The organism is Streptomyces sp. NPDC047017 (assembly GCF_040644175.1).
Classification (GTDB): Bacteria; Actinomycetota; Actinomycetes; order Streptomycetales; family Streptomycetaceae; genus Streptomyces.
Map to the genome: position 1 here is coordinate 622,051 of NZ_JBEYVW010000001.1, position 22,912 is coordinate 644,962.

Here is a 22,912-nt window from a genome sequence, read left to right on the forward strand (position 1 = left end):
GTCGGTACGAGCGGCACGTAAGCGGGCACTGGTCGGCTCCATGAAGACGTGATCCCTTGCTCCCTGGGCGCTCTCCGCGCGACGTCTCGGAGGCTGCTGCCGAATGTACGCGCAGTTCATCGCCTCTCGCAGGCAGTGATCGGAGATCGCCACAGGTACAGGGTGACGGGGGATGACGTGGCATCCGTGGACGCGTCATCCCCCGTCATCTCTCGTCATCTGCCCTGCTCAGGGGCCGAGCCATGAGTCTGGGCCTACGGCGGCATCGGAGCCGCGCCGCAGTCCGACCGAGGGTGAGACGACATGCAGAGGATGACCGGACGAGGCATGGAGTGGCTGTCTGCGGCGGCGGACGACCCCGAGCAGTGCCGACAGGTCTGGGCGGACGACCCGCGGATGCCGTGCCTGCTGGCGACCGGACGGTACTTCGACGTGGTGAGCGTGGAAGAGCGCTTGGGACTGGAGATGTTCGACCGCCTTCTGCGGAGCGGCATGCCGTTCGGGCCCTCGGTCGTCGACCGCAAGGCCCGGCGTGTCGGTTTCTTCCTCGGGTCGCAGAGCCGTGACACCTTCACGCACTATCTCGGACGCGAAACTCCCTCCCCGCCGCCGCACCGGTACCTCGGCGAAGGGTCCGCTGTCGTCGTGCCCGGGCCCATTCCGTTGTCCGCCGACCGTTACCAGTGGCTCCGCGCGCCGATGCGCCGCCCGGAGGCCAACCCGCTGCGGCCGGTGGCCCTTGCCACGGCGCTGGTGGCCTCCGCGGAACTCCTCACGAGGATCGACCGCTTCGACGAGCAGTACCCGACCCCGTACGCCGCGGTCGCCGCGCTTCCGGAGGAGACGTCGACCGATGCGGGATGAGCCGACCAGCGGGCGCGACGCCGCCGCTTGGCCGCCCGCCGACAGTGAGGGATGGTACGCGGCGCGGAACGCGACGACCGCACTGCGGGACGCCCTCATGAACGCCGGTATGGAGAAGGACTTCCCTTGTCTGCGGGCGGACTTGAACGCCTCGGGGAGTGGCCTCGTCGATCTGGGCCGGGTGTCTCCCGGTACGGCCGAACGCCTTGCGGAGCTGCTGCGGCTGGCGCTGGCAAGTGGATTCAGGCGGGTCTGCGCCGATGATGAGCCTGTACCGACCACTGTGGAGCAACCTATGTCGATGGGGAAACCGCTGTCAGTGCCACCTGGTATCGATGGGTCCCGTGAATGCTGAGCAGGTGGTTCCTGGTGAGCTTGCGGTGATTCGGGGCGCCTTTGCCGGTGGCGGTGGTGGGCGGTGCGCGCTGGGGTGGGGAGGAGTGCGGGCCTTCGAGGCCGAGCACGGTGTGGTGCTGCCGGAGCCGTATCGGACGGTCGTCGCTGAGATCGCCGACGGTTCCTCCGCCGGGCCGCCTGAGTATGGGCTGATGGGTCTGGCGGAGGTGCCCGGGGACCGGGGTGGCGGTCGGGCGGAGCGTGAGCTGAGTCGGGCCTTTCCGCTCACCTCGCAGTGGCTGTGGGAGGAGGACGGTGAGGTGCCTCCGGACGCGGTTTTCGATCATGGGTCGGTCGTACTGGGGACGGAGGGGTGCGGTATGTACTGGCATCTTGTCGTCACCGGTCCGCACCGCGGGCACGTGTGGTTGATCACCGGGAAAGGTGCCACTCCGTTCGGTGCCGGGTTCGGGTACACCACCGCCGAGCCGGGTTTTGCCGGGTGGGTCGGGCATTGGGCCGCCGGGAAGCCGTGGTTCGACCTCGGGTGAACATGGCCATGACCATCACATGGGGGGCCGTCACGGGTTCAACGACGCGGCGAACTCCGCCAGTGTCCTGAAGTCAGGCTCGCGCAGGCCCACCCGTGGGTCGACGTGGTGGAGCAGGGCGGGGCCCGGGTGTTCGGTGGTGACGTAGGCGGTGTCCGCGGGGGTCTGTTCGTCGTCGACCCAGGCGAAGGGGCGGCCCGCGGCGTACGCCACGATCGCTTCCGTCTTCCAGTGGACGTCGTCGGGGCGCGGGGCGAACAGGTTCGTGCCGAAGTCGACGTAGGGGAGTTCGGGCAGGCCCACGACCGGGGCGATCCAGCGGTTCGCCTCGGCCATCCACGTGGTGGCCCAGCACAGGTCGTAGCCCAGGCGCAGCAGTGCCGGGCCGTGGGTGGGGTTGAGCCAGACGCGCAGGGTCCGGCCCGGGGTCGGGGTGGCCCGGATCGTGGTGTAGCCCTCGGGGCGTCGTTCGGGCTTGGCTGCCCAGGGGTTGAGGGGGCCGTCGACGTCGAGGAACAGCAAGGGGCGGTTCACCGGGTCAGCGTACGGCCGACGCCGCGGGGGCTGTGAGGCGTTCGTAGGCTGCCAGCAGTTCTTCCGTCCTCGCCGGTGCTGCGGGGAGCAGCGGGGCTCTGACCGGGCCCGCGGGCAGGCCGAGCGCGCCTAGCAGGGCCTTCACGGTGACCGTGCCGGGGAGGCCGGATGCCATCGTCGACTCGATGAGTTCGGTGGCCCGTTGCTGGAGCCGGGCCGCCCGTGCGCTCTCGCCCGCGTCGAACGCGTCCAGGACGGCGCGCAGCGGGGCGGGGGCCAGGTTCGCGACCGTGCTGATGTAGCCGGCGGCGCCGAGTGCGTACAGGGCCAGGTTGTGTTCGTCGCAGCCCGCGTAGAGGGCCAGGTCGGTGCGGGACAGCAGCTTCTGGGCGGTGAGGAAGTCGTTGGAGCAGTCCTTGAGGGCGACGATCCCCGGGTGGCCGGCCAGGCGCAGCAGGGTGTCCGGCTCGATGCGGGTGCCGGTGCGGGCCGGGACGTCGTAGAGCATGAGCGGGAGCCCGGAGGCGTCCGCGACCGTGCGGAAGTGCGCCTCGACGGCGTCCTGCGGGGGTCTGCTGTAGTACGGCGTGGCCACCAGCACCGCGTCCGCGCCCGCCTGCTCGGCGGCCAGGGCCAGTTCCACGGTGTGCCGGGTGGCGGCTGTGCCCACGCCCGCGACGAGTGCGGCGCGGTCCCCGACCGCCTCGCGCACGGCCCGGATCAGAGCGGCCTTCTCGCGGTCCGTCGTGGTCGGGGACTCGCCCGTCGTGCCGTTCAGGACCAGGCCGTCGCACCCCTCGTCCACCAGCCGGGCGGCCAGCCGCCGGGCGCCGTCCAGGTCGAGCGCGCCCGCCTCGGTGAAGGGCGTGATCATGGCGCACAGGGCGCGGCCGAAAGGGTGGCGATCGGCGGTCCTGCCGGGTGCGGTCTTCATGGGGACAGTCTCGGCAAGGTGACCGTGAAGCTCCACTTAAAATTTCTACAGCGTATTGGTAAGCGGTGCTGGAGCTACCGTGCGCTGTGTCCAAAGTCGGCGGTATGGGTCACCATGGGGGAGAAGGTCGCTGACGGGCAGCTCATGGGAGGCGTCATGAAGCTCGGCAAGGCACTGGCCACCGGGGTCGCGGAGGAGCGGGAGCAGGGGCGGGAGCGGGGGGCGCGCGCCGCCTTGGCGGACAGCCCCGTACGGGCCGTGGAGGTTCCGGAGGAGTCGCAGGGCACCGTCGTCGAAGAGGTTCCGGCCGCGCGATGAGGCTGCGGCTGCCGGCGGAGCGTCCGGCGGAGCCGCCCACCGGGTACAAGATCGCCCATCCGGTGCTGTCCCAGGACGGCACGCGGGCCGGGTTCACCGGGGTGTCGCTCGGCGGTGCGCTGCCGTACGGTGTCGTCGCCGAGGCCGCCTGCGTCTACGGGCGGCGGCACCGGCCGCCCGCCCGGCTGTGCGACTGCGGCTTCCACTGCGTACACGAACGCCGGGTCGCCGAGGCGCTGTTGTGCACGGCCGAGCACCGGGGGGCGGTACTTCTGGAGGTCTCCGTCCTCGGGGCGTACATCCGGTTCGAGCGCGGATTCCGCTTCGCCCGCCAGCGGGTGCGGACCATGACGGCCGGGCCGTGTCCGTGCGGCGCGGCGGCGGCCGTGCTGGCCGACGCGGGCTGGGGCAGGCCCGGCCGCCGGGCGCTGGCACCGGCCTGCGCCGGGTGCGTGCGCGGGCGTACGTCCGTGACACTCGCGGCCTTCGCCCGGCTGGCCGGGGACGGGCTGCGGGTGGTCGCCGCCCACCCCTTGCCGGCCGGTACCGGGGGCGCGCCCGCGGCGCCGCCCGTCCCGGAGGGGGCCGGGGAACTCGGCGTGCCCGAACTGGTGGCGGAGGCGGCTCTGTTGCAGGCGCGGCTCGACTGGTTCCAGAGCGAGCTGGCCCGGCTCGGTGAGCACGGGCCCGGCGGGTCCGGCGGCGCCGGCCAGGGGTAGCGCTCCCGGCCAGGGGTAGCGTCCCGGCCAGGGGTAGCGCTCCCGGCCCGGGGTACCCGGCTGTTCCGGACCGAGAGGAGGCGGGACACCGTGACCGGGACCATCGATGCCAGGCCGCTGCGCGAGACGCACCGCCCGGCGGGCGACCGGCCGGTGGGCGAACTCGTCCACCAGGCCACCGAAGATCTCTCCCTGCTCGTACGGCAGGAAGTGGCCCTCGCCAAGGAGGAACTGTCCGCCAAGGGCCGGCGGATGGGACGCGGCGGCGGACTGCTGGGCGCGGCGGGTGCCGTCGCCTACGTCGGGCTGTTCGCGCTCGCCGGTACGGGCGTCGCCGCGCTCTCGCTGGTGCTGCCCGTGTGGGCGGCCGCGCTCATCGTGACCGCGGTGCTGTTCGCGGTGGCCGGCGTGCTGGCCCTCACCGGCCGCGGGCAGTTGCGCAGCGCCGGGTCGCCCGCGCCGAAGGAGACGATCGGCAGCGTCAAGGCGGACGTCGAGGAGATCAAGGAAAGGGCGCACCACCGATGACGGACAGGACGCAGGGGGCGGCCGACGGGCCCGCGCAGGGTGTCGGCGCGAAGGGCCCCGACGAGCTGCGGCAGCAGATCGAGGAGACCAGGAGCCGTCTCGGCGACACCGTCGAGGAGCTGGCGGCCAAGGCCGATGTGAAGGGCCGCGCCAAGGCCCGCGCGGCCGACCTGCGGGACAAGGCCGGCGCGATGACCGTCCAGATGCGCAGCGGTGCCGCGCAGGCCGGGCACCGCGTGCAGGAGCGGGCGGTGCGGGCCGGCCACAAGGCCCAGGAGAAGGTCACCGGGGCCGGGCGCACGGCGCACGGCGACGGCGCGTACCGGAGCGGGTATCCGGTGGAGCCGGCCGAGTATCCGGTGGAGTCCGCCGGTCTCCCGGTGGATTCGGCCGGGTATCCGGCCGGGCGCCCCGCCCGGCGGACCGTGCGCGGCGCCGTCCAGGGGTACCGGCGCAATCCGCGGTCGCTGGTGATCGCGGGCGCGGCCGGGGCGGTGGCGGTGACGGCCGCCGGTCTGCTGCTGCGCCGGCGGCGCCGCGGGTGCCGCTGACGTACGAGGGCAGGACAGGGAGGGCAAGCCAGGGGAGGCCGCCCCACCGGACCGGTGGGGCGGCCTCCCCTGTGGTGCGCATCAGGGCTTGACCTCAAGCATGGTTCAGGTCGGAGGGTGGTCGTTGTCCGACTCACCCATCCCCGTTCCGCGGAGGCCCCGATGCGTTCCGCCGCCCGCCGTACCGACACCCACCCCGACCTCACCGATCCCCGCGTCGGCTCGCCCCTCTTCAGCACCTGGCGGGTGGGGACCCCCGAGCGGCAACGGCGCACGGTCGAGGCGGTCGCCGCCTCCTGGCAGCGCCACCCCTGGCCCGCCGACGAACTGCTCGCCCACCACCTCTACACCGGCCACGACGGCTCCACGCTGCTGCACTACTCGCAGTGGACCGACGAGCGGGCGCACGCCGCTTTCGCGCGGACCGGGCGGCCGGACCGCGTCGACGAGATCGACGCGGCCGTGCCGGGGATCGAGCGGCCGGGGCTCGGCCGCTACCGGCGCTACCGCAGCGGCGGGGCCGCCGACCGGGGCGGCCGGGTGCCCGGCTGCGTCGTGATCGTCGAGGTCGAGTTCGACGGCCCCGACCCCGAGCAGCAGCGCGCCTGGGTCGACGCCGTCTTCGACGCCCTGGCGAGCGATCCGCAGCCGCGGCCCGGCGGGATCGGCGCCCACTTCCATCTGAGCACCGACGGCACCCGGGTGCTGAACTACGCCGAGTGGGAGAGCGCCCAGGCGCACATCGACGCGCTGGACGCTCCCGGTGACGGCGTCGGCTCGGCCACCGCGCAGTGGCGGCACGTGCAGCGGTGGCCGGGCCTGAAGAGCAGCTCGGTCAGCCGTTACGAGCACACGTTCGGCCTGGTGCCCGCCTGAGCCGAGGTCACGGCCGGAACCGCAGCACCTGCGGGTCGTGGTCGCTGATCTGGTCGTGGAACTCCGAGTTCAGGTGCACGCTGTCGTACGCGAAGTCCCCGCCGCGGCGGATCGCGGGGCTGATGAGGATCTGGTCGAGGACCTGCTCGTTGCCCTGGTAGTCGTAGGTGTAGCGCTCGCTCGCGGGCAGCGACTTGATCGCGGACCACAGTTCGCCGCGGCCTTCGAGGATCTTCGCGGTGCCGGAGAACTCGAAGTCGTTCAGGTCGCCGAGCGCGATGACGTCCGCGTTCCGCTGCACCTTCAGGATGTCCTTGACGAAGGCGTTCACCTCGGTCGCCTGGAGGTGGCGCTGGGTCTCCGAGCTGCGGACCGGCGGCTGGTACTGGGCGGTCAGGCCCTGGTCGCCGCCCTTGGAGGCGAAGTGGTTGGCGATCACGAAGACCGTACGGCCGCGGAAGACGAACTCGCCGGCCAGCGGCTTGCGGCTGGACTTCCACGCCTCGCTCGCCGGGTCGATCCGGCCGGGCGAGGCGGTCAGCGCCGCCTTGCCGTGCACCTTGGTGACGCCGACCGCGGTGGTCGAGTCGCCGCCCGGGCGGTCGGTGAAGGAGACCCGCCGCGGGTTGAACAGGAACACCTGGCGGATGTTGCCGCCGGGCTCGCCGCCGTCCTGGTCGTTGACCGGGTCGATGGAGCGCCAGTCGTACTTCGGGCCGCCGGCCGCGACGATCGCGTCGATCAGCTTGTTCACGGTCTGGCTCGCGTCGACCGTGCCGTCGTCGGTGGCGCCGTTGTCGTCCTGGATCTCCTCCAGGGAGACGATGTCGGGCGAGCGCAGGTTGTTCACGATCGCGGAGGCGTGGGCGGCGAAGGTGCCGTCCGAGGGGTCCAGGTTCTCCACGTTGTAGGTGGCCACCGCCAGCTCGCCGCGGGACTGCTTGCGGGTGGTCTCGCGCTGGAGCCCGCCGCCCTTGAGCGTGCCGAGCCGGTCGGCGACGAGGGTGTAGCCGCCGAACTGGTTGTAGTCCAGCGGGCCGGTGGTGGCGCCGGTGAGGGTGTCACCGACGTTCGCCGCCGGGAAGGCGGAGGTCGGGCCGAGCGACTGGATCTGGAGCCGGCCGGTGTTCTGGGAGGTGTAGGAGCCGTACACCGTGCCGCCGCGGCGGGTGGGGTGCTCGTACGGCTTCACCGTGACCCACAGCTCGCTGTACGGGTCGGTGCCGGTGACCACCCGGGCGTCGGCGACCTGGACGTTCATGCCCTCCAGGGACTCGTAGTAGTCCAGGGCGTACTTCTTGGGCCGGAGGGTCAGGGCGCCCACCGAGCCGTTCGCGGCGGGGTCGCCGGCCGGGGTGTAGGCGGCCGGGACCGAGCGCGCGTCGATGACCACGGGGGCCGGGACCGCGTTGCCGCTGGACACGACGGTGACCGTCGGCTTGGTGATCTCGGTGACCGACTGGTTGCCGGAGGAGGTGCCGCCGGGGACGTACTCGGAGACCGTGCCGGTGACCGTGACCGAGTCACCGACGGCGACCTTCGGGGCGGAGCTGGTGAAGACGAAGACGCCCTCGCTGGTGGCCGGGTCGGCGTCCGGGTGCGGGTCCTGCATCCAGAAGCCCTTGGACGAGCCGTAGGTGCGTACTCCGGTGACGATTCCGGCCACGTCCGCGACCTTCTGGCCGGCGTACGGGGAGGTCCGGGTCGTGCCCTGGATGTCGTGGATGCGCACGGACTCCGCGTGCGCGGGCGAGGTGAGGACGATCGTGGACGCGACGGAACACACCGCGGCGACGGTGAGCGCGGCGAAACGGGCGGAAGACTTGCTCGGCAACGGAATCCCTCCGGGGACGTACAGGTGCGCCGGGACGAGGGTGGAACGGGGAACCGGGAGCCGCGGCCGGTGGGTCCGGCGCGACGCGCGTAGCGGGTCGGTGAACAGGTGTCCGCCGATTTCTACGCGCGTCAATCTCCTGCCCGGCCAGGCCAGTTGTCAAGGTTTCGGCCATGTACGCGGGCTGTCGGGGAGATGAACCGGGCGGCATGGGTGGAAACCCGTCTAGGCTGAGCGGTCGAGTCGTCAGCCTTCCAGGCCCCGGGGCGCTCAGGCCCTCTGAGCGCTCAGACCTCTGGGCCCAGGCCCGCTAGGAGAACCAGCCGATGTCAGACAGGTCCCCGTTGCCGCCGGTGCGGCTGGCTCCCGAAGCGGAGCTGGCCCGGGACGCCCTCGCCACCCCGCTGCTGTCCCGCGCCGCCCGGCTCGCCCGCTGGGCCGGCCCCGAGACCCGGGTCGACGCGGGCGGCGCGCTGGTGCCCGAGCAGCTGCCCGCCGCGGCCGAGGCGCTGGAGCTGAGCGGGGACGACGCCGCCGCCGGGGCGAGCGAGGCCTGGCGGACCGCCGTCGACGCCGGGCTCGTCGAGATCACCGACGAGGAGACCGGCGCCGTCGCGGCCGGTGCCGAGCTGCGGCAGCTCACCGGCGGCTCGCCGCACGACGTGCTCACCGTCTGGCTGACCGCGCTGGAGGCCGTGCTCGCCGACGCGAGCGTGCCCGATCTGGACGGGCTGCTCGACGCGATGGACGAGGGCGGCGCCGTCGACCTGTCCGGGCTGGACTGGGACCCGCGGGCCGAGGCGGAGTTCCTGGACGGCGTGCTCGCCAACCTCTACCTGCTCACCGTGGGCGCGGACGGCCCGGCCGGCGCCCCGGTGCCGCTGCCCGCGCTCGCCGCCTCCATGATCGTGCCCAGCGACATGGGGGAGCCCACCAACGACATACTGGAACAGGTCTCCGACGCGATGATGCGCCTCGACGACCAGTTCCGGCTGCTGGAACCGGCCGGGCTGGTCGAGTACCGGCCGGTGGACGAGGCGCTGCTGACGGACGCCGACGCGGACATCGACACGGACGTGGAAGCTGATGCCGGCCGGGCTGCGGGTGCCGGCCGGGCCCAGGAGGGCGCCGAGCCGTCCGCGCCGGTCGACGAGACCGACGTCACCCGCTACGGCATGGTGCGGCTGACCCCGCTCGGGCTGTACGGGATGCGCGCCCGGCTGCTGGAGGCGGGCCATGACGCCCCGGCCGTCGGCGACCTCGCGGACAAGGGGGCCGACGCGCTGCTCGACGGCACCGCCGTGTTCCCGCCCGCCGCCTCGCACGCCGAGACCGAGCAGTGGCTGGCGCGCCGCGAGCCGCTGGCCGCCGCGCGGGAGCTGCTCGCCGCGGCCCGTGGCGCGGACGCCGGGGCCCCGCTGCGCCGGCTGCGCTGCCAGCAGGCGCTGTCCCTGGTGGGCGCCGTGGCCGAACCGGCGCTGCGCGAGGTGCTCGACGACCCGGAGCTGGGCGGGCTGGCCCGGGTCTGGCTGACCGAACGGGGCCTGGCGGACGTACCGCCGCCCACCCAGGACCTGATCTTCTGGCTCACCATCGACACCGTGGCCGCCCAACTGGCCGCCGAGGGCGAGTCCGAGGAACTGCACGCGCTCGTCCAGGGCCTGGCCGAGCAGCACAGCGGCTTCTTCGCGGCGGCCTGGCGGGTGGACCACCCGCAGACGGCGGACGTGCTGGAGGCGATGGGGCGGCTGCACCCGGACAAGAAGATCGCCAAGGAGGCACGCAAGGCCGCGTTCAAGGCGCGGTCGGCGCAGGGGAACTGACGGGACGCAGTGCGATGCACGGGGGCGGTCGGGCGGAGATCTATTCGCTCGCCCGCCCCGGGCCGTGCCTCCTACAGTGGGACCACGACGCGGCGCACTCCCGGTGCGCGGGCTGCGGCTACTTCTCTTTCACAGAATCCACGCCGCCGCCGACTTGATCTCGGGAGGCGCAGCTCATGGTGGGTGCCCGGTGCGCAGGCAACGGTTACTTCTTCGGATCGGACGGTTGCGGGTTCGAGTCCCGTCATCGGCTCAAGGTCGCTGTAGCTCAATCGGCAGAGCATCTGACACAGTCCGTCGCCGACCTCTGATCTCGGGCACCCTCCTTCTGCTGCGCCTCCCCCCAGCATCGATGAATTCGAATTCGGGGGGATTCACCATGACTCGGTTCAACACCAAGGCGGCCCGGCCGCCGGCGACTTCGCCGGTCACCACGACCGGCGGCGCGCCGCGCACCCACGAGGGCGGCCGGGGCCACGAGCGCGACGCCCGCTCGGAACTCTTCCTGCTCGCGGTCTCCAACATGGTCGGGCAGCGGACGTTCTACGAGTCCGGCGCCGACCGCGACGACCGGTTCACGCGGCTGGTGCGCGAACTCGCCGTCGGTGACCCGTCCTGGACGGCCGGCCTGCTCGGCTGGCTGCGCGGCGACGGCGGCATGCGGACGGCCTCCATCGTGGGCGCCGCCGAGTACGTGCACGCGCGGCTGGCGGCCGGCGCCACCGACGGCCCGGCCAATCGCCAGGTCGTGGCCCGGGTGCTGCGGCGCCCCGACGAGCCCGGTGAACTGCTGGCGTACTGGACCGCCGTGCACGGGCGCAATGTGCCCAAGCCGGTCAAGCGCGGCATCGCGGATGCCGTACGCCGCCTCTACACCGGCACCTCGCTGCTGAAGTACGACACCGCGGGCAAGGGCTACCGCTTCGGCGACATCCTCAACCTCGTGCACGCCACGCCGGACGCGGACAAGCCCTGGCAGGGCGACCTGTTCCGGTACGCGCTGGACCGCCGCCACCACCCGGAGGCGGCCGAGCCGCCCGCGTCCGTGCCGGTGCTCGCCGCCCACCGCGAGCTGATGGCGCTGCCGGTCGAGCGGCGCCGCGCGGTCGTCACCGCGCCGGACGGCGCCGAGCGGCTGGCGGCGGCCGGTCTGACCTGGGAGGCGCAGGCCGGCTGGTTGCGGGGGCCGATGGACCGCGCGGCCTGGGAGGCGGTGATCCCTTCCATGGGAGCGATGGCGCTCGTGCGCAACCTGCGCAACTTCGACCAGGCCGGGGTCTCGGACGAAGTGGCCGCCCGCGTCGCCGCGAAGATCAGCGACCCGGCCGAGGTCGCGCGCTCGCGGCAGTTCCCGTTCCGCTACCTCGCCGCCTACCAGCACGCGCCGTCGCTGCGCTGGGCGTACCCGCTGGAGCGGGCGCTGGGGCACTCGCTGGCCCATGTGCCCGCCCTGCCCGGCCGCACGCTGGTCCTCGTGGACCGCTCGGGCTCGATGTTCTGCTCGCGGCTGTCGGACCGCTCCGAGCTGAACCGGGCGGACGCGGCGGCCGTCTTCGGGGCCGCGCTGGCGCTGCGCGCGGCGGACGCGGACCTCGTCGAGTTCGGGACGACGAGCGGGCGAGTGCCCTTCCGCGCGGGCGAGTCGGTGCTGAAAATCCTGGAGCGCTTCGGCGACCTGGGCGGCACCGACACCACCGGCGCGGTACGGCGGCACTACCGGGGCCACGACCGGGTGCTGATCGTCACCGACGAGCAGTACGCCCACAGCCGGCACGGCGCTCCGACCGAGCAGGTCCCGGCGCGGGTGCCGGTCTACACCTGGAACCTCGCCGGCCACCGCGCGGGCCACGGCCCCTCCGGTACGGACCAGCGGCACACCTTCGGCGGTCTCACCGACGCCGCCTTCCGGATGGTGCCGCTGCTCGAAGGGGCCCGGGACGCGGACTGGCCTTGGCTGTAGGGGCTGGGGCTGGGGCCGGGGCTCTGGGGCTGGGGCTCTGGGGCTGGGGCGGGGCCGGTCCGCCGGTGGGCCGGGTCGGGTCGTCCGCGGACCTGTCCAGCAGGGCCTGGCGGTAGCGGGCCAGCACGGGGAGGAGGGCGGAGGCGGCCGGGGAACCGGAGGTGGCCGGGGAACCGGAAGCCGTTGACCGGCCTGGAGCGGTCGACCGGCCGGAAGCGGCGGTTGACGGGCCCGACGCGGCCGAGGGGCTGGAGGGCATGGGGGCGGCGGCTTCGCCCGAGCGAGTAAACGGGGACTGTCTCCGTTTCGTCTCCCGTAAAATACGGAGATGACCTCCGGTGCGCAAGGAGTTGCTGGATGACGCGGGGCAGGCCCATGCGCGCGGACGCCCGCCGGAACTACGAGCGGTTGCTGGAGGTGGCGGCGCGGGCCTTCGCCGAGCACGGGGAGAACGCCTCGCTCGACGACATCGCCAAGCGGGCCGGCGTCGGCTCCGGCACCCTCTACCGGCACTTCCCCAACCGCCGTTCCCTGCTGGAGGCGGCCTACCTCGACCGGATCGAGGCGATCGCCGCCCGCGCGGACGAACTGGCGCTGCGGCTGCCGCCGGACGAGGCGCTCACCCAGTGGCTGCACGAGCTGTGCGCCGGGTCGGTCCAGGTGCGCGGGCTGAAGGCGCTGCTGGGGTCGGCCGTCACGGACGGCAGCGCGACGGCGGTCACCGTCTGCGGTACGGCGATCAAGGAGGCCGCGACCCGACTGGTGCGGGCGGCGCAGCGGGACGGGTTTCTGCGGGCCGACGTGGAACCGGTCGAGGTGCTGCGCCTCGCGCACGGGGTGACGACGGCCTCCGAACTCGCGGACGGACCGGCGGACGGGCAGGGCACCTCCATCCGCCGGTATCTGTCCCTGCTGACGGAGGGGCTGCGGGCGCGGCCCTGCCCGCCGCCCTCCGTCGACGTCCCGTGAGCCCTACAGCGCCTGGGCGGCCGGCTTCACCATGTTCCGTACGGTGCGGGCCTTGACGAAGTCGCCCATGGCGGTCATCTCCCACTCGCCGGAGTACTGGCGGATGAGCTTGGCCATCAGTACGCCGGTCTGGGCCTCGGCGTTGGTGAGGTCGAAGCGGACCAGCTCCTCGCCGCTGGCCGCGTCCAGCAGACGGCAGTACGCCTTGGCGACCTCGGTGAACTTCTGGCCGGAGAAGGAGTTCACGGTGAACACCAGGCCGGTGACCTCCTGCGGCAGGCGGCCGAGGTCGACCACGATCACCTCGTCGTCGCCCGCGCCCTCGCCGGTGAGGTTGTCACCGGAGTGCTTGACCGCGCCGTTCAGGATGGACAGCTTGCCGAAGTAGCAGCTGTCGACGTGGTCGCGCTGCGGGCCGTAGGCGATGACGGAGGCGTCCAGGTCGATGTCGGCGCCGCGGAACGCCGGCTCCCAGCCGAGCCCCATCTTCACCTGGGCCAGCAGCGGCCGGCCGCCCTTCACCAGCGACACCGTCTGGTTCTTCCGCAGGCTGACCCGGCCCTTGTCGAGGTTGATCTTCCCGGTGCCGGGCGCGGGCGCGGCGGGAGCCGGGGGCGCCGGGGGAGCGGCCGGGTCCCGCAGGGTGACCTGGGGGGCCATGGCGGGCGGCGGCGGGACGTCGGTCCGCGGCGGGGTGCCCGGGTGCGGCGGGGCCACCGGCTGCGGCGGGGCGGCGGCCGGCTCCTCCACGGACACCCCGAAGTCGGTCGCGATGCCCGCGAGGCCGTCGGCGTACCCCTGGCCCACGGCGCGCGCCTTCCACTGGCCGGCCCGCCGGTAGATCTCCATGACCACCAGTGCCGTCTCGGTGCCCAGCCGGGGCGGGGTGAAGGTGGCCAGCACCGCGCCGCCGTCCGCGTCGCGGAGCGTGGCCGTGGGCTCGATGCCCTGGAAGGTCTGCCCGGCCGCGTCCGGGCTGGCGGTGACCACGATCTTCTCGATGCCGGCGGGCACCGCGGCCGTGTCCACGGTGATCGCGTCCGGTGCGGCGCCGCCGCCCGAGCGGTACGTCACGCCCGGCCCGGAGGACTGGTTGTAGAAGATGAAGTCGTCGTCCGAGCGCACCTTGCCGTCGGCGGTGAGCAGCAGGCCCGAGACGTCCAGCCGCACCGGAGCGGCCACGTCGACCGTGATACGGGCGGTGGAGAGGGGGATGTTCGAGCCGGGGGTCATAGCTGTCATGCCGGATGAACGAGCCAGGCGGCTTTGCCGTTCCCTTACCCGCCACCCGGGTGAACCGGACCTCCCGCCCCCGGACCTCCCGCCCCCGACCCCGCGGCCCAGACCCGCGGTCCGGTCCCCGCGGCCCGGCCCCGCCCCTACGGCACCACCACGATCTTGCGGCCCACTCCCGCCGCGAACTGCTCCAGTGCCTGCGGGTAGCGCTCCAGCGGGATGCGGTCGCTGATGAAGACCTCCGGGTCCAGCACCCCGTTCGCGAACAGCTCCGCCGCCCGCTCGAAGCTGTGCAGCACGGCCATCGAGCCGGTGATGGTGATCTCCTGGTTGTAGATCCGGTACGGGTCGATGGTCACCCGTGTCGCGTAGTCGGCCACCCCGAACTGGAGGAACGTGCCCGCCTTGGCCACCCGGTCCAGGCCGTCCTGGATGGCCGCCGCGTTGCCGGTGGCGTCGACCACCACGTCCCAGCCCTGGGGGCGCTCCAGCTCGTCCGGGCTCGCGGCGGAGCCCGACACGCCGAGCCGGCGCGCCGTCTCCAGCCGGGCCGGATTGACGTCGATCATGTCCACGCTCGCCGCGCCCGTCCGCTTGGCCAGCTCCAGCATCATCAGCCCCATGGTCCCGGAGCCGTAGATCAGCACATGCGCGCCCAGGCGGGAGTTGAGCACGTCGTAGCCGCGCACCGCGCAGGACAGCGGCTCCACCAGGGCGGCGTCCTGGGTGCGCACGTGCTCGGGCAGCTTCACGCAGTTCGCCACCGGGGCCAGCGCGTAACGGGCCGCGCCGCCCGCGGTGGTCACGCCGATCGCGGCCCAGCGCTCGCACAGGTTGTTGTGGCCGGTGCGGCAGTAGCGGCACTCGTGGCAGTACAGGGACGGGTCCACCGTCACCCGGTCGCCGACCGCGACCTCCGTGACCTGGGTGCCGACGCCGACGATCTCGCCGGCGAACTCGTGCCCCGGCACGATCGGCAGCTTGGGCGCGAACTCGCCTTGGAGGATGTGCAGATCGGTGCCGCACAGGCCGCAGGCGGCGACCTCCACGACGACCTCGCGCGGTCCGGGCGTCGGGTCAGGGACCTCGGTGACGACGGCGCGGCCCACGGACTCGATGACGGCGGCCTTCATTTCACTGCTCCCAACGACAGGCCCTGGACCAGCTTGTCCTGGGCGGCGAACCCCGCGGCGAGCACCGGCAGGGAGACGACGAGCGACGCGGCGCACACCTTGGCCAGGAACAGGCCCTGGCTGGTGATGAAGCCGGTCAGGAAGACGGGCGCGGTCTCGGCGACCACACCGGTGAGCACCCGGGCGAACAGCAGCTCGTTCCAGCTGAAGATGAAGCAGATCAGGGCGGTCGCGGCGATCCCGGGGACGGCGATGGGGGCGACCACCCGGGCCAGGATCGTGGGCAGCCGGGCGCCGTCCACGCGGGCCGCCTCGATCACCGCGACCGGCACCTCGGCCAGGAAGGACTGCATCATCCACACCGCGATCGGCAGGTTCATGGAGGTGTAGAGGATGACGAGCAGCCAGATGTTGTCCAGCATCCCGGCGTTCTTGGCGAACAGGTACACCGGCAGCAGCCCGGCCACCGCCGGGAGCATCTTGGTGGAGAGGAAGAAGAACAGCACGTCCGTCCACTTGCGCACCGGCCGGATCGACAGCGCGTACGCCGCCGGGAGGGCGAGCAGGAGGACGAGCAGCGTGGAGGCCACCGACGCCACCGCCGAGTTGATCAGCGCCGGCCAGGGACTCGGGCCGCCGCCGCTGCCGAAGAACTCGCGGTAGCCGTCCAGGGTGAGGGAGGCGGCGAAGGAGGGCGGGTTGGTCGCCGCGTCCGCCTCCGAGTGGAAGGACGTCAGCGCCATCCAGGCCACCGGCAGGAAGAACACGATGCCGGCCAGCCAGGCCACGAGGCCGAGACCGTTGCGCTTGAGGGCGTTCATGCGCGGGACACCTCCTCGCGGAACAGGGACGACACCACGCGCAGGGCGAAGGTCGCGATGATGATCGAGCCGATGACGACCAGGACGCCGGCCGCGGAGGCCAGGCCGTTCTCATGGGCCTGGTAGAAGCTCTGGTAGACGGTGTACGGCAGGTTGGCGGTGCCCAGCCCGCCGGAGGTGATGGTGAACACCGCGTCGAAGTTCTGCACGATGTACACCGAGCCGAGCAGCGCGCCCAGTTCGAGGTAGCGGCGCAGGTGCGGGAGCGTGAGGTGGACGAAGATCTGCCAGCCGCCCGCGCCGTCCACCCGGGCGGCCTCGATCTGCTGCTGGTCCCGGCTCTGCAGCCCGGCCAGCAGGATGAGCATCATGAACGGCGTCCACTGCCACACCAGGGAGACCTCGACGGCGAGCAGCGGGGTGTTCGAGATCCAGTCGGGCTGCGGGCCGCCGACGTAGTGCAGCAGGCCGTTGAGCAGGCCGTACTCGGGGTTGTAGAGGACGTGCTTCCACAGCAGGGCGGCGGCCACCGGGACCACCAGGAACGGGGCGATCAGCAGGGTGCGCACGACGCCCCGGCCGGGGAATCGGCGGTCCAGGAGCAGGGCGAGGACCAGGCCCAGGACCAGGCTGGCCAGCACCACGGCGACGGTCAGCAGCACGGTCGTCCACACCGAGTGGCGCAGCGCGGAATCGGTCAGCACCTGATGGTAGTTGTCCAGGCCGGTGAAGCGGCGGGCCTTGGGGTAGAGGGCGTTCCAGTCGAAGAAGGAGATCACCAGCGTGGCCACGAACGGCAGCTGGGTGACGGCGATCATGAAGACGAGGGCGGGCAGCAGCGGGGCCCGGGTGGCCCAGGCGCGCAGCCGGGCCGAGGGCTGCCGTACGGTGCGCGGGGCGGCGGCGGCCGCGGGGGCCGTGGTGGTGGCGGTCATCGTCCCTCGTACTCCTTGGAGATCTTCGAGGCGAGCTGCTGGGACTTGCGCAGGGCCTCCTCGACGGACTGGCGTCCGGCGACGGCCGCGCTGATCTCCTGGGAGACCTTGGTGCCGAGGTCGGTGAACTCGGGGATGCCGACGTACTGGATGCCGGGCGCGGGCCGCGGCTGGACGCCCGGATCGCCGGGGCGGGCGTTCTGGATGGCGTCCTCGGTCATCGCCTGGAAGGCGCCGGCGGCCTTGCGGTAGGCGGGGTTCGTGTAGGTCGAGGCGCGTTTGCCGGCCGGTACGTCGGACCAGCCGACCTGCTCGCCGACCAGCCGTTCGTATCCCTTGCCGGACGCCCAGGAGACGAACTTCCACGCCTTGTCGGCGTTGCGGGACGCCTTCTGGATGCCCCAGGCCCAGGTGTAGAGCCAGCCGGAGGACCTGGTCCGCTCCACCGGCGCGGGGACGTACCCGATCCTCCCCTTCACCGGGGAGCCCGCGGCCTCCAGGAGACCGGCCGCGCTGGTGGCGTCGTACCACATGGCGACCTTGCCCTGGGTCATGTCGTTGAGGCACTCGGCGAAGCCGGACTGGGCGGCGCCGGACTCGCCGTGCTCGCGGACCAGGCCGACGTAGAACTTCGTGGCCCGCTCGAACTCGGGGGAGTCCAGGCGGGCCTTCCAGCCCTTGTCGAACCAGGTGCCGCCGAAGGTGTTCACGACCGTGGTGAGCGGTGCGGTCATCTCGCCCCAGCCGGGCAGGCCGCGCAGGCAGACGCCCTTCATCCCGGGCCGGGCGCCGTCCGCCTTCGCGGCCAGGCCGGCCACCTGCTGCCAGGTGGGGCGGGCGGGCATCGTCAGGCCCTTCGCCGCGAACACGTCCTTGCGGTACATGAGGAAGGACGACTCGCCGTAGAAGGGCTCGCCGTAGAGCTTGCCGTCGGCGGCGGTGAGCGACTGGCGGATCGGCTGGAGGACGTCCTTCTGGTCGAAGCCGGGATCGCGGGCGACGTAGGAGTCCATCGGGTGCAGCCAGCCGTTGCGGGCGTAGATCGGTATCTCGTAGTTGGACAGGGTGGCCACGTCGTACTGGCCCGCCTGGTTGGCGAAGTCCTGGCTGATCTTGTCGCGGACGTCGTTCTCCGGCAGCACGGTGAAGTTCACCTTGATGCCGGTCTCCTTGGTGAAGTGCGCGGCGGTGAGCTTCTGCAACTGGGTCATCTGCGGGTTGTTGACCATCAGGACATTGAGGGAGTCGCCGCCGGACCCGGCTCCGCCGGCCCCGGCCCAGCAGCCGGAGAGCAGCGGGGCGAGCAGCGTCCCTGCGGCGGCCAGGGCGAGCAGGGCTCGCGGTGGCCGCCGTCGGCTCGGGAATCGCATGGATCGCTCCTGGACGTGTAGGGGGCGTAGGAGTCGTGGGGGGGATGGGGGACGGTGGGGGAGGGGGACAGGGGATGGGGCAGATCAAGGTGCAGAACGGGTCATAAGGGGCGTCGGGTCGTGTGGGAGGTGTGGGAGGTGTGGGGGCGTGGTCCGGTGCGGGTGGGGGGCGCGGGGGTCAGACGCGGATGACCTGCGGGCCCAGGAGGGCGTACCGGTGGGCCTCGGCGGCCGGGAGGAGGGTGCTGGTCACGATCGCCTCCACCGCGCCGGCCTCCGCGAACCGGCAGAAGCTGACCGCGCCGAACTTGGTGTGCGCCCCGGCGAAGACGGTGCGCCGGGCGGCCCGCATCGCCTGCGCCTTGACCTCGCCGACCGCGGGATCGGGGGTGGTCAGGCCGTGCTCGCGGGAGATGCCGTTGGCGCCGATGTAGGCGAGGTCGAGGACGAAGCCGGCCAGCATCTTCGTCGTCCAGTGGTCCACGGTCGCGAGCGTGCCCGCCCGGACCCGGCCGCCCAGCAGCAGCACCGACACGTTCGCGGCCCCGGCGAGGGCACCGGCCACCGGCAGGGACGCGGTGACCACGGTCAGCGGCCGGTCCCGGGGCAGCGCCTCCGCGATGAGCTGCGGTGTGAACCCCTCGTCCACGAAGACGGTCTCGGCGTCACCGAGCAGTTCGGCCGCCGCGGCGGCGATCCGGCGCTTCTCGGGGACGTGGCTGGTGGCGCGGAAGGCGAGCGTCGTCTCGAAGCCGGCGCTCTCCACCGGGTAGGCCCCGCCGTGCGTCCGGCGCACCAGCCCGTGGTCCTCCAGGGCGCGCAGGTCCCGGCGGACGGTCTCCTTCGCCACGCCGAGTCCGGCGGCCAGCGCGGTGACGTCGACCTGGCCGGTGGCCCGGGCGGCCCGCACGATCTCCCGCCGGCGTTCCTCCGCCGTGCCCGCGCCCATGCCCGCCACCCGCCTTCCTGGCCTGTCGCCCACCCGCTGTCGGCCGTCCGTCGCCGGCCGTCCGTCGTCGGCCGTCCGCTGTCCGCCGTGGTGCCCGTTCGGGCCCGGTGGGGCCCTGGGGGAAAGTTGTACCGCCGGGGCGCGGCGCCTACCAGCCCTGTCGCGGGTGCGATGGTGCCCGGGTGTGCCCGTTCTCCGGACCCGGTGCCCGTCTCGGACCTGCGCGGCTGCCGGCGGCCGGGTGGGAGCGGGCAGCGCGGATGCCCGGATGCGGGCCCTGTCGGGCCCGTTCGGTGCCCGGTCGCGGGTCCTGCCGGGGTCAGTGCGGCCAGATCGGCGGGTCGGTGACGAAGTGGCCGCCGAGGCGGGTGTGCGCCTCGTCGTCCGCCCGGAGCGGGCCCTGTGCGGCGAGGATCTCGTCGGCGTACGCCTCGGAGTCGTCCCGCGGGGTGTAGCCGAGGGCCCGCGCGCTCGTCAGGTCCCACCACAGGCGCGTGTTGGCGGAGGAGCCGTACACGACGGTGTGCCCGACGTGCCCGGCGGTCAGGGCGGCGTGGAAGAGGCGGGCGGCGTCGGCGGGGCTCAGCCACAGGGACAGCGAGCGGACGGTGGCGGGGCGCGGGAAGCAGGAGCCGATGCGCACCGAGACGGTCTCCAGGCCGTGCTTGTCCCAGTAGAACTGGGCGAGATCCTCGCCGAACGACTTCGACAGGCCGTAGAAGGTGTCGGGGCGGCGCGGGGTGTCGACCGGGACGAGCGGATCGCCGTCCCGGGGCCGCGGGGTGTAGCCGACCGCGTGGTTGGAGGAGGCGAAGACGATCCGGCCGACGCCCTCCGCGCGGGCCGCCTCGTACAGGTGGTACAGCCCCTCGATGTTGGCCTTGAGGATCTTCTCGAACGGGGCCTCCTGGGAGATGCCCGCGAGGTGGACGATCGCGTCGACGCCCCGGACCGCCTCGCGCAGGGCCCCCGCGTCGCACAGGTCCGCGGTGATCGCGTCCGGCTCGCCCTCGACGGGCCGCAGGTCGAGCAGGCGCAGCGTGTAGCCGTACGGCGGCAGCAACTCCCGCATCAGGGTGCCGAGGCCGCCGGCGGCGCCGGTGAGCAGAACGGTGCGGGGAGCGGGCATCCTCGGTCTCCTTGTGCCGGGCCGGCCATTCCTGACGTACCCATATATTCACATGCTTGGACTGGTGGGGGTGTTGGGCGTGCTGGCCAAAGGATGCTGCGGGGGCGCTGCCGGGGGTGCCGTAGGGCAGGGCAGGGTCGGGGCGGAGGCCATGGGGAGGTGTCGGGAAGCTCCCCGCGCCGTCTTGACCGCCCCGGAAAGTGCCCTTAGCGTGAGCGCGTTCATACATATGGACATCGATCAGAAACGTGAGCCGCTGTCCTAGGGAGAGCCCGTGCCGTCAGCCCCCCTCGCCGATCGTCTCAGCATCCCCAGCGGGCCGCTGTTCTTCCCCGTCACCGCCTACGGCCCCGACGGCGCCCTCGACCTCGACGCCTACCGCGCCCATGTGCGCGCGGGCGTGGCGGCCGGGGCCGCCGCCGTGTTCGCGTGCTGCGGCACGGGCGAGTTCCACGCGCTCACCCCCGAGGAGTCCGAGACCTGCGTCCGCGCGGCCGTCGAGGCGACCGCCGGACGCGTACCGGTGGTGGCGGGCACCGGCTACGGCACCGCGCTCGCCGTCCGCTACGCCCGGCTCGCGGCGGCCGCCGGGGCGGACGGGCTGCTCGTCATGCCGCCCTACCTCGTCGCCGCCGGACAGGAGGGCCTGCTGCGCCACTACCGGGAAGTGGCCGCCGCGACCGCCCTGCCCGCCATCGTCTACCAGCGCGACAACGCGGTCCTCACCCCGCGCACCGCCGTCGCCCTCGCCCGCACGGACGGGATCATCGGCCTCAAGGACGGCCTCGGCGACCTCGACCTGATGCAGCGCGTCGTCAGCGCCGTGCGCACCGAGGCCCCCGGCGGCTTCCTGTACTTCAACGGCCTGCCCACCGCCGAACAGACCCAGCTCGCCTACCGGGGCATCGGCGTCACCCTGTACTCCTCGGCCGTCTTCTGCTTCGCCCCCGAGATCGCCCTCGCCTTCCACCGGGCGCTCCACGAGGGCGACGACACCACCGCGCACCGCCTCCTGGACGGCTTCTACCGCCCGTTCGTGGAACTGCGCGCCGAGGGCGCCGGGTACGCCGTCTCCCTCGTCAAGGCCGGGGTGCGTGCCCGGGGGCTGGACGTGGGCCCGGTGCGGCCTCCGCTGCACGAGCCCGCGCAGGAGCACGTCGAGCGGCTGGTGCGGCTGATCGAGCACGGGTACGCGCTGCTGGGCGCGGGCGAGGGCGAAGGCGAGAGCGAGGGGCAGGGCGAGGGGCAGGGCGAGGGCGCAGATGAGGCGGAGGGCGAGGGTGAGGATGAAGGGGAGCACGAGTCAGGCGGCCGGGCGTGAGGGCGTCGGCGTTCCTCTATCCCTGGGACGTCAACGGCGACCCCGGGGCGCCGGCGCGCGTCGCCGCGCTCGGCGTGGCGCAGGTGACGCTCGCCGCCGCCTACCACTCCACCCGCGCGCTGACCCCCCGGCACCCGCGCCACCGCGTGGTCACCGCCGGGCACGCCGCCGTGCTCTATCCGCCGGGCGCCCACTGGCGGGACCGTGACCTGCGCCCGTACCCGGCCGGGGACTGGGCGCCCGGGGACGCCTACGGCGAGGCGGCCGAGGCCCTCGCCGGGGCCGGTCTTAAGGTGCACACCTGGGTGGTCCTCGCCCACAACTCCCGGCTGGGCGCCGAGCGTCCGCGCACCTCGGTGGTCAACGCCTACGGCGACCGCTACCCGTGGGCGCCGTGCATCGCGCAGCCCGCCGTGCGCGCGTACCTCGTCGCCCTCGCCGCCGAGGCCGCGGTACGGCCCGGGGCGCGCGGCACCGAACTGGAGTCCCTCGGCTGGTACGGGCTCGCCCACCTGCACGCCCACGACAAGACCGCCGGGGTCGCGCTCGGGGAGGCCGGGCAGTACCTGATGTCCCTGTGCTTCTGCCCCGCCTGCCGCGCGGGCTACGCCGGGCGGGGCCTCGATCCCGGCGAACTGGCCGCCGCCGTACGCGCCGCCCTGGAGCCGCTGTGGCGCGGGGCGCCGGGCGCGTGGGACGGGGGTGCGGAGGGGAACGGGGACGGTGGCGGCTGGGCGGTCGTGGAGGAACTGCTCGGGCAGAGCAGGGCGGCCCTCACCCGCGCGTGGCGCGACGAGACGGCCCGTTCGCTCCAGGCGGCGGCCGTCGCGGCGGTGCGCGCGGCGGCCCCGGCCGGTTTCCAAGTGCTGCTGCACGCCGACCCGGTGTCCTACCACTGCGGCGCCAACGCCGGTGTCGACCCCGGGCACGTCCTGTCGGTGGCGGACGGGGTCGTGGTGCCCTGCACCGGCGGGGCCGGCCTGCTCACCCCCTTCGCCGGGCGGCGACGCGCGGACACCGTCCTCGCCGCCAACCTCACGGTGGTGACCGGCCTGGGCGGCCGCCCCCGCACCCTCGCCCACGACGCCGCCCACGCCCGGGCCCTCGGCGCGACCGAACTGCGCCTCTACCACGCCGGGCTGGCCTCGGACAGCGATCTGGCAGCGGTACGGGACGGGCTCGCGGAGGTGTGAGGGGGCGCGCTGGCGGAGAGGCGGACGG

23 protein-coding genes are annotated in these 22,912 nt (G+C 73.3%); 13 read left to right on the plus strand and 10 right to left on the minus strand.

What is annotated here, in order from left to right; translation table 11 throughout:
* Nucleotides 1-303 precede the first annotated feature (303 nt).
* Genes ABZ858_RS02960 through ABZ858_RS02970 form a run of 3 tightly spaced genes read left to right on the plus strand, consistent with a single transcriptional unit; the run spans nt 304 to nt 1,751 of the window.
* The gene (locus tag ABZ858_RS02960) at nt 304-864 is read left to right on the plus strand and encodes a bifunctional DNA primase/polymerase (protein WP_361371686.1); all 561 of its coding nucleotides are present in this window, start codon (nt 304-306) and stop codon (nt 862-864) included.
* Nucleotides 854-1,219: a hypothetical protein gene (locus tag ABZ858_RS02965; RefSeq protein WP_361371689.1), complete on the plus strand. Its 366-nt coding sequence runs from the start codon at nt 854-856 to the stop codon at nt 1,217-1,219. Before ABZ858_RS02960 ends, ABZ858_RS02965 begins: the two co-directional genes overlap by 11 nt.
* Nucleotides 1,209-1,751, plus strand: a complete 543-nt coding sequence (locus tag ABZ858_RS02970) for an SMI1/KNR4 family protein (RefSeq protein ID WP_361371692.1) — start codon at nt 1,209-1,211, stop codon at nt 1,749-1,751. The genes ABZ858_RS02965 and ABZ858_RS02970 overlap by 11 nt, the downstream gene beginning before the upstream one ends.
* 30 nt (nt 1,752-1,781) lie before the next feature.
* Here ABZ858_RS02970 and ABZ858_RS02975 read toward each other — a convergent pair whose 3' ends face one another.
* On the minus strand, nt 1,782-2,285 hold the full coding sequence (locus ABZ858_RS02975; protein ID WP_361371694.1) for an HAD domain-containing protein: 504 nt from the start codon (nt 2,283-2,285) through the stop codon (nt 1,782-1,784).
* A gap of 4 nt (nt 2,286-2,289) precedes the next feature.
* Nucleotides 2,290-3,219 (minus strand): 4-hydroxy-tetrahydrodipicolinate synthase, encoded by a 930-nt coding sequence (gene dapA, locus ABZ858_RS02980; protein ID WP_361371697.1) that lies wholly within the window; start codon nt 3,217-3,219, stop codon nt 2,290-2,292.
* Between the two features lie 156 nt (nt 3,220-3,375).
* On the opposite strand from dapA, the gene ABZ858_RS02985 reads away from it, so the two are divergent.
* The 5 genes from ABZ858_RS02985 (at nt 3,376) to ABZ858_RS03005 (ending at nt 6,211) form a co-directional block, all read left to right on the plus strand.
* Nucleotides 3,376-3,537, plus strand: a complete 162-nt coding sequence (locus ABZ858_RS02985; protein ID WP_361371699.1) for a hypothetical protein — start codon at nt 3,376-3,378, stop codon at nt 3,535-3,537.
* Nucleotides 3,534-4,256, plus strand: coding sequence for a hypothetical protein (locus ABZ858_RS02990; protein WP_361371702.1), 723 nt, complete (start codon nt 3,534-3,536; stop codon nt 4,254-4,256). Before ABZ858_RS02985 ends, ABZ858_RS02990 begins: the two co-directional genes overlap by 4 nt.
* A gap of 117 nt (nt 4,257-4,373) precedes the next feature.
* Nucleotides 4,374-4,784 (plus strand): phage holin family protein, encoded by a 411-nt coding sequence (locus tag ABZ858_RS02995; RefSeq protein ID WP_361371969.1) that lies wholly within the window; start codon nt 4,374-4,376, stop codon nt 4,782-4,784.
* Nucleotides 4,781-5,335 (plus strand): DUF3618 domain-containing protein, encoded by a 555-nt coding sequence (locus tag ABZ858_RS03000; protein WP_361371705.1) that lies wholly within the window; start codon nt 4,781-4,783, stop codon nt 5,333-5,335. Before ABZ858_RS02995 ends, ABZ858_RS03000 begins: the two co-directional genes overlap by 4 nt.
* 162 nt (nt 5,336-5,497) lie before the next feature.
* Complete coding sequence (locus ABZ858_RS03005; RefSeq protein WP_361371708.1) at nt 5,498-6,211, plus strand: antibiotic biosynthesis monooxygenase; 714 nt, start codon at nt 5,498-5,500, stop codon at nt 6,209-6,211.
* A gap of 7 nt (nt 6,212-6,218) precedes the next feature.
* On the opposite strand, the gene ABZ858_RS03010 is transcribed toward ABZ858_RS03005, so the two are convergent.
* Nucleotides 6,219-8,045 carry an endonuclease/exonuclease/phosphatase family protein gene (locus tag ABZ858_RS03010; RefSeq protein WP_361371710.1) on the minus strand — a complete coding sequence of 609 codons (1,827 nt, stop codon included), beginning with the start codon at nt 8,043-8,045 and terminating at the stop codon, nt 6,219-6,221.
* Nucleotides 8,046-8,371: 326 nt separating this feature from the next.
* Between ABZ858_RS03010 and ABZ858_RS03015 the strand changes: the two genes are divergently transcribed.
* From ABZ858_RS03015 to ABZ858_RS03025, 3 genes are all read left to right on the plus strand, one after another.
* Nucleotides 8,372-9,868 (plus strand): hypothetical protein, encoded by a 1,497-nt coding sequence (locus tag ABZ858_RS03015; RefSeq protein WP_361371713.1) that lies wholly within the window; start codon nt 8,372-8,374, stop codon nt 9,866-9,868.
* A gap of 379 nt (nt 9,869-10,247) precedes the next feature.
* The gene (locus ABZ858_RS03020; protein ID WP_361371716.1) at nt 10,248-11,828 is read left to right on the plus strand and encodes a TROVE domain-containing protein; all 1,581 of its coding nucleotides are present in this window, start codon (nt 10,248-10,250) and stop codon (nt 11,826-11,828) included.
* A gap of 357 nt (nt 11,829-12,185) precedes the next feature.
* The gene (locus tag ABZ858_RS03025; protein WP_361371719.1) at nt 12,186-12,797 is read left to right on the plus strand and encodes a TetR/AcrR family transcriptional regulator; all 612 of its coding nucleotides are present in this window, start codon (nt 12,186-12,188) and stop codon (nt 12,795-12,797) included.
* A 3-nt stretch (nt 12,798-12,800) separates the two neighbouring features.
* Here the strand turns inward: ABZ858_RS03025 and ABZ858_RS03030 are convergent, their stop codons facing one another.
* The 7 genes from ABZ858_RS03030 to ABZ858_RS03060 form a co-directional block, all read right to left on the minus strand.
* Nucleotides 12,801-14,030, minus strand: coding sequence for a TerD family protein (locus tag ABZ858_RS03030; protein ID WP_361371971.1), 1,230 nt, complete (start codon nt 14,028-14,030; stop codon nt 12,801-12,803).
* 146 nt (nt 14,031-14,176) lie between these two features.
* Nucleotides 14,177-15,166: a zinc-dependent alcohol dehydrogenase family protein gene (locus ABZ858_RS03035; protein WP_361371722.1), complete on the minus strand. Its 990-nt coding sequence runs from the start codon at nt 15,164-15,166 to the stop codon at nt 14,177-14,179.
* Nucleotides 15,163-15,987 (minus strand): carbohydrate ABC transporter permease, encoded by an 825-nt coding sequence (locus tag ABZ858_RS03040; protein ID WP_361371725.1) that lies wholly within the window; start codon nt 15,985-15,987, stop codon nt 15,163-15,165. Before ABZ858_RS03040 ends, ABZ858_RS03035 begins: the two co-directional genes overlap by 4 nt.
* Nucleotides 15,984-16,922 carry a sugar ABC transporter permease gene (locus ABZ858_RS03045; protein WP_361371728.1) on the minus strand — a complete coding sequence of 313 codons (939 nt, stop codon included), beginning with the start codon at nt 16,920-16,922 and terminating at the stop codon, nt 15,984-15,986. Before ABZ858_RS03045 ends, ABZ858_RS03040 begins: the two co-directional genes overlap by 4 nt.
* Nucleotides 16,919-18,292, minus strand: a complete 1,374-nt coding sequence (locus ABZ858_RS03050) for a sugar ABC transporter substrate-binding protein (protein WP_361371731.1) — start codon at nt 18,290-18,292, stop codon at nt 16,919-16,921. The genes ABZ858_RS03045 and ABZ858_RS03050 overlap by 4 nt, the downstream gene beginning before the upstream one ends.
* 178 nt (nt 18,293-18,470) lie before the next feature.
* Nucleotides 18,471-19,241: a DeoR/GlpR family DNA-binding transcription regulator gene (locus ABZ858_RS03055; protein ID WP_361371733.1), complete on the minus strand. Its 771-nt coding sequence runs from the start codon at nt 19,239-19,241 to the stop codon at nt 18,471-18,473.
* Nucleotides 19,242-19,560: 319 nt separating this feature from the next.
* Nucleotides 19,561-20,370, minus strand: a complete 810-nt coding sequence (locus ABZ858_RS03060) for an NAD(P)-dependent oxidoreductase (protein WP_361371736.1) — start codon at nt 20,368-20,370, stop codon at nt 19,561-19,563.
* A 274-nt stretch (nt 20,371-20,644) separates the two neighbouring features.
* Between ABZ858_RS03060 and ABZ858_RS03065 the strand changes: the two genes are divergently transcribed.
* Nucleotides 20,645-21,691, plus strand: coding sequence for a 5-dehydro-4-deoxyglucarate dehydratase (locus tag ABZ858_RS03065; protein WP_361371739.1), 1,047 nt, complete (start codon nt 20,645-20,647; stop codon nt 21,689-21,691).
* A complete protein-coding gene (locus ABZ858_RS03070; RefSeq protein WP_361371742.1) occupies nt 21,688-22,884 on the plus strand; it encodes a hypothetical protein in 1,197 nt (398 codons plus the stop codon). The genes ABZ858_RS03065 and ABZ858_RS03070 overlap by 4 nt, the downstream gene beginning before the upstream one ends.
* Nucleotides 22,885-22,912 lie beyond the last annotated feature (28 nt).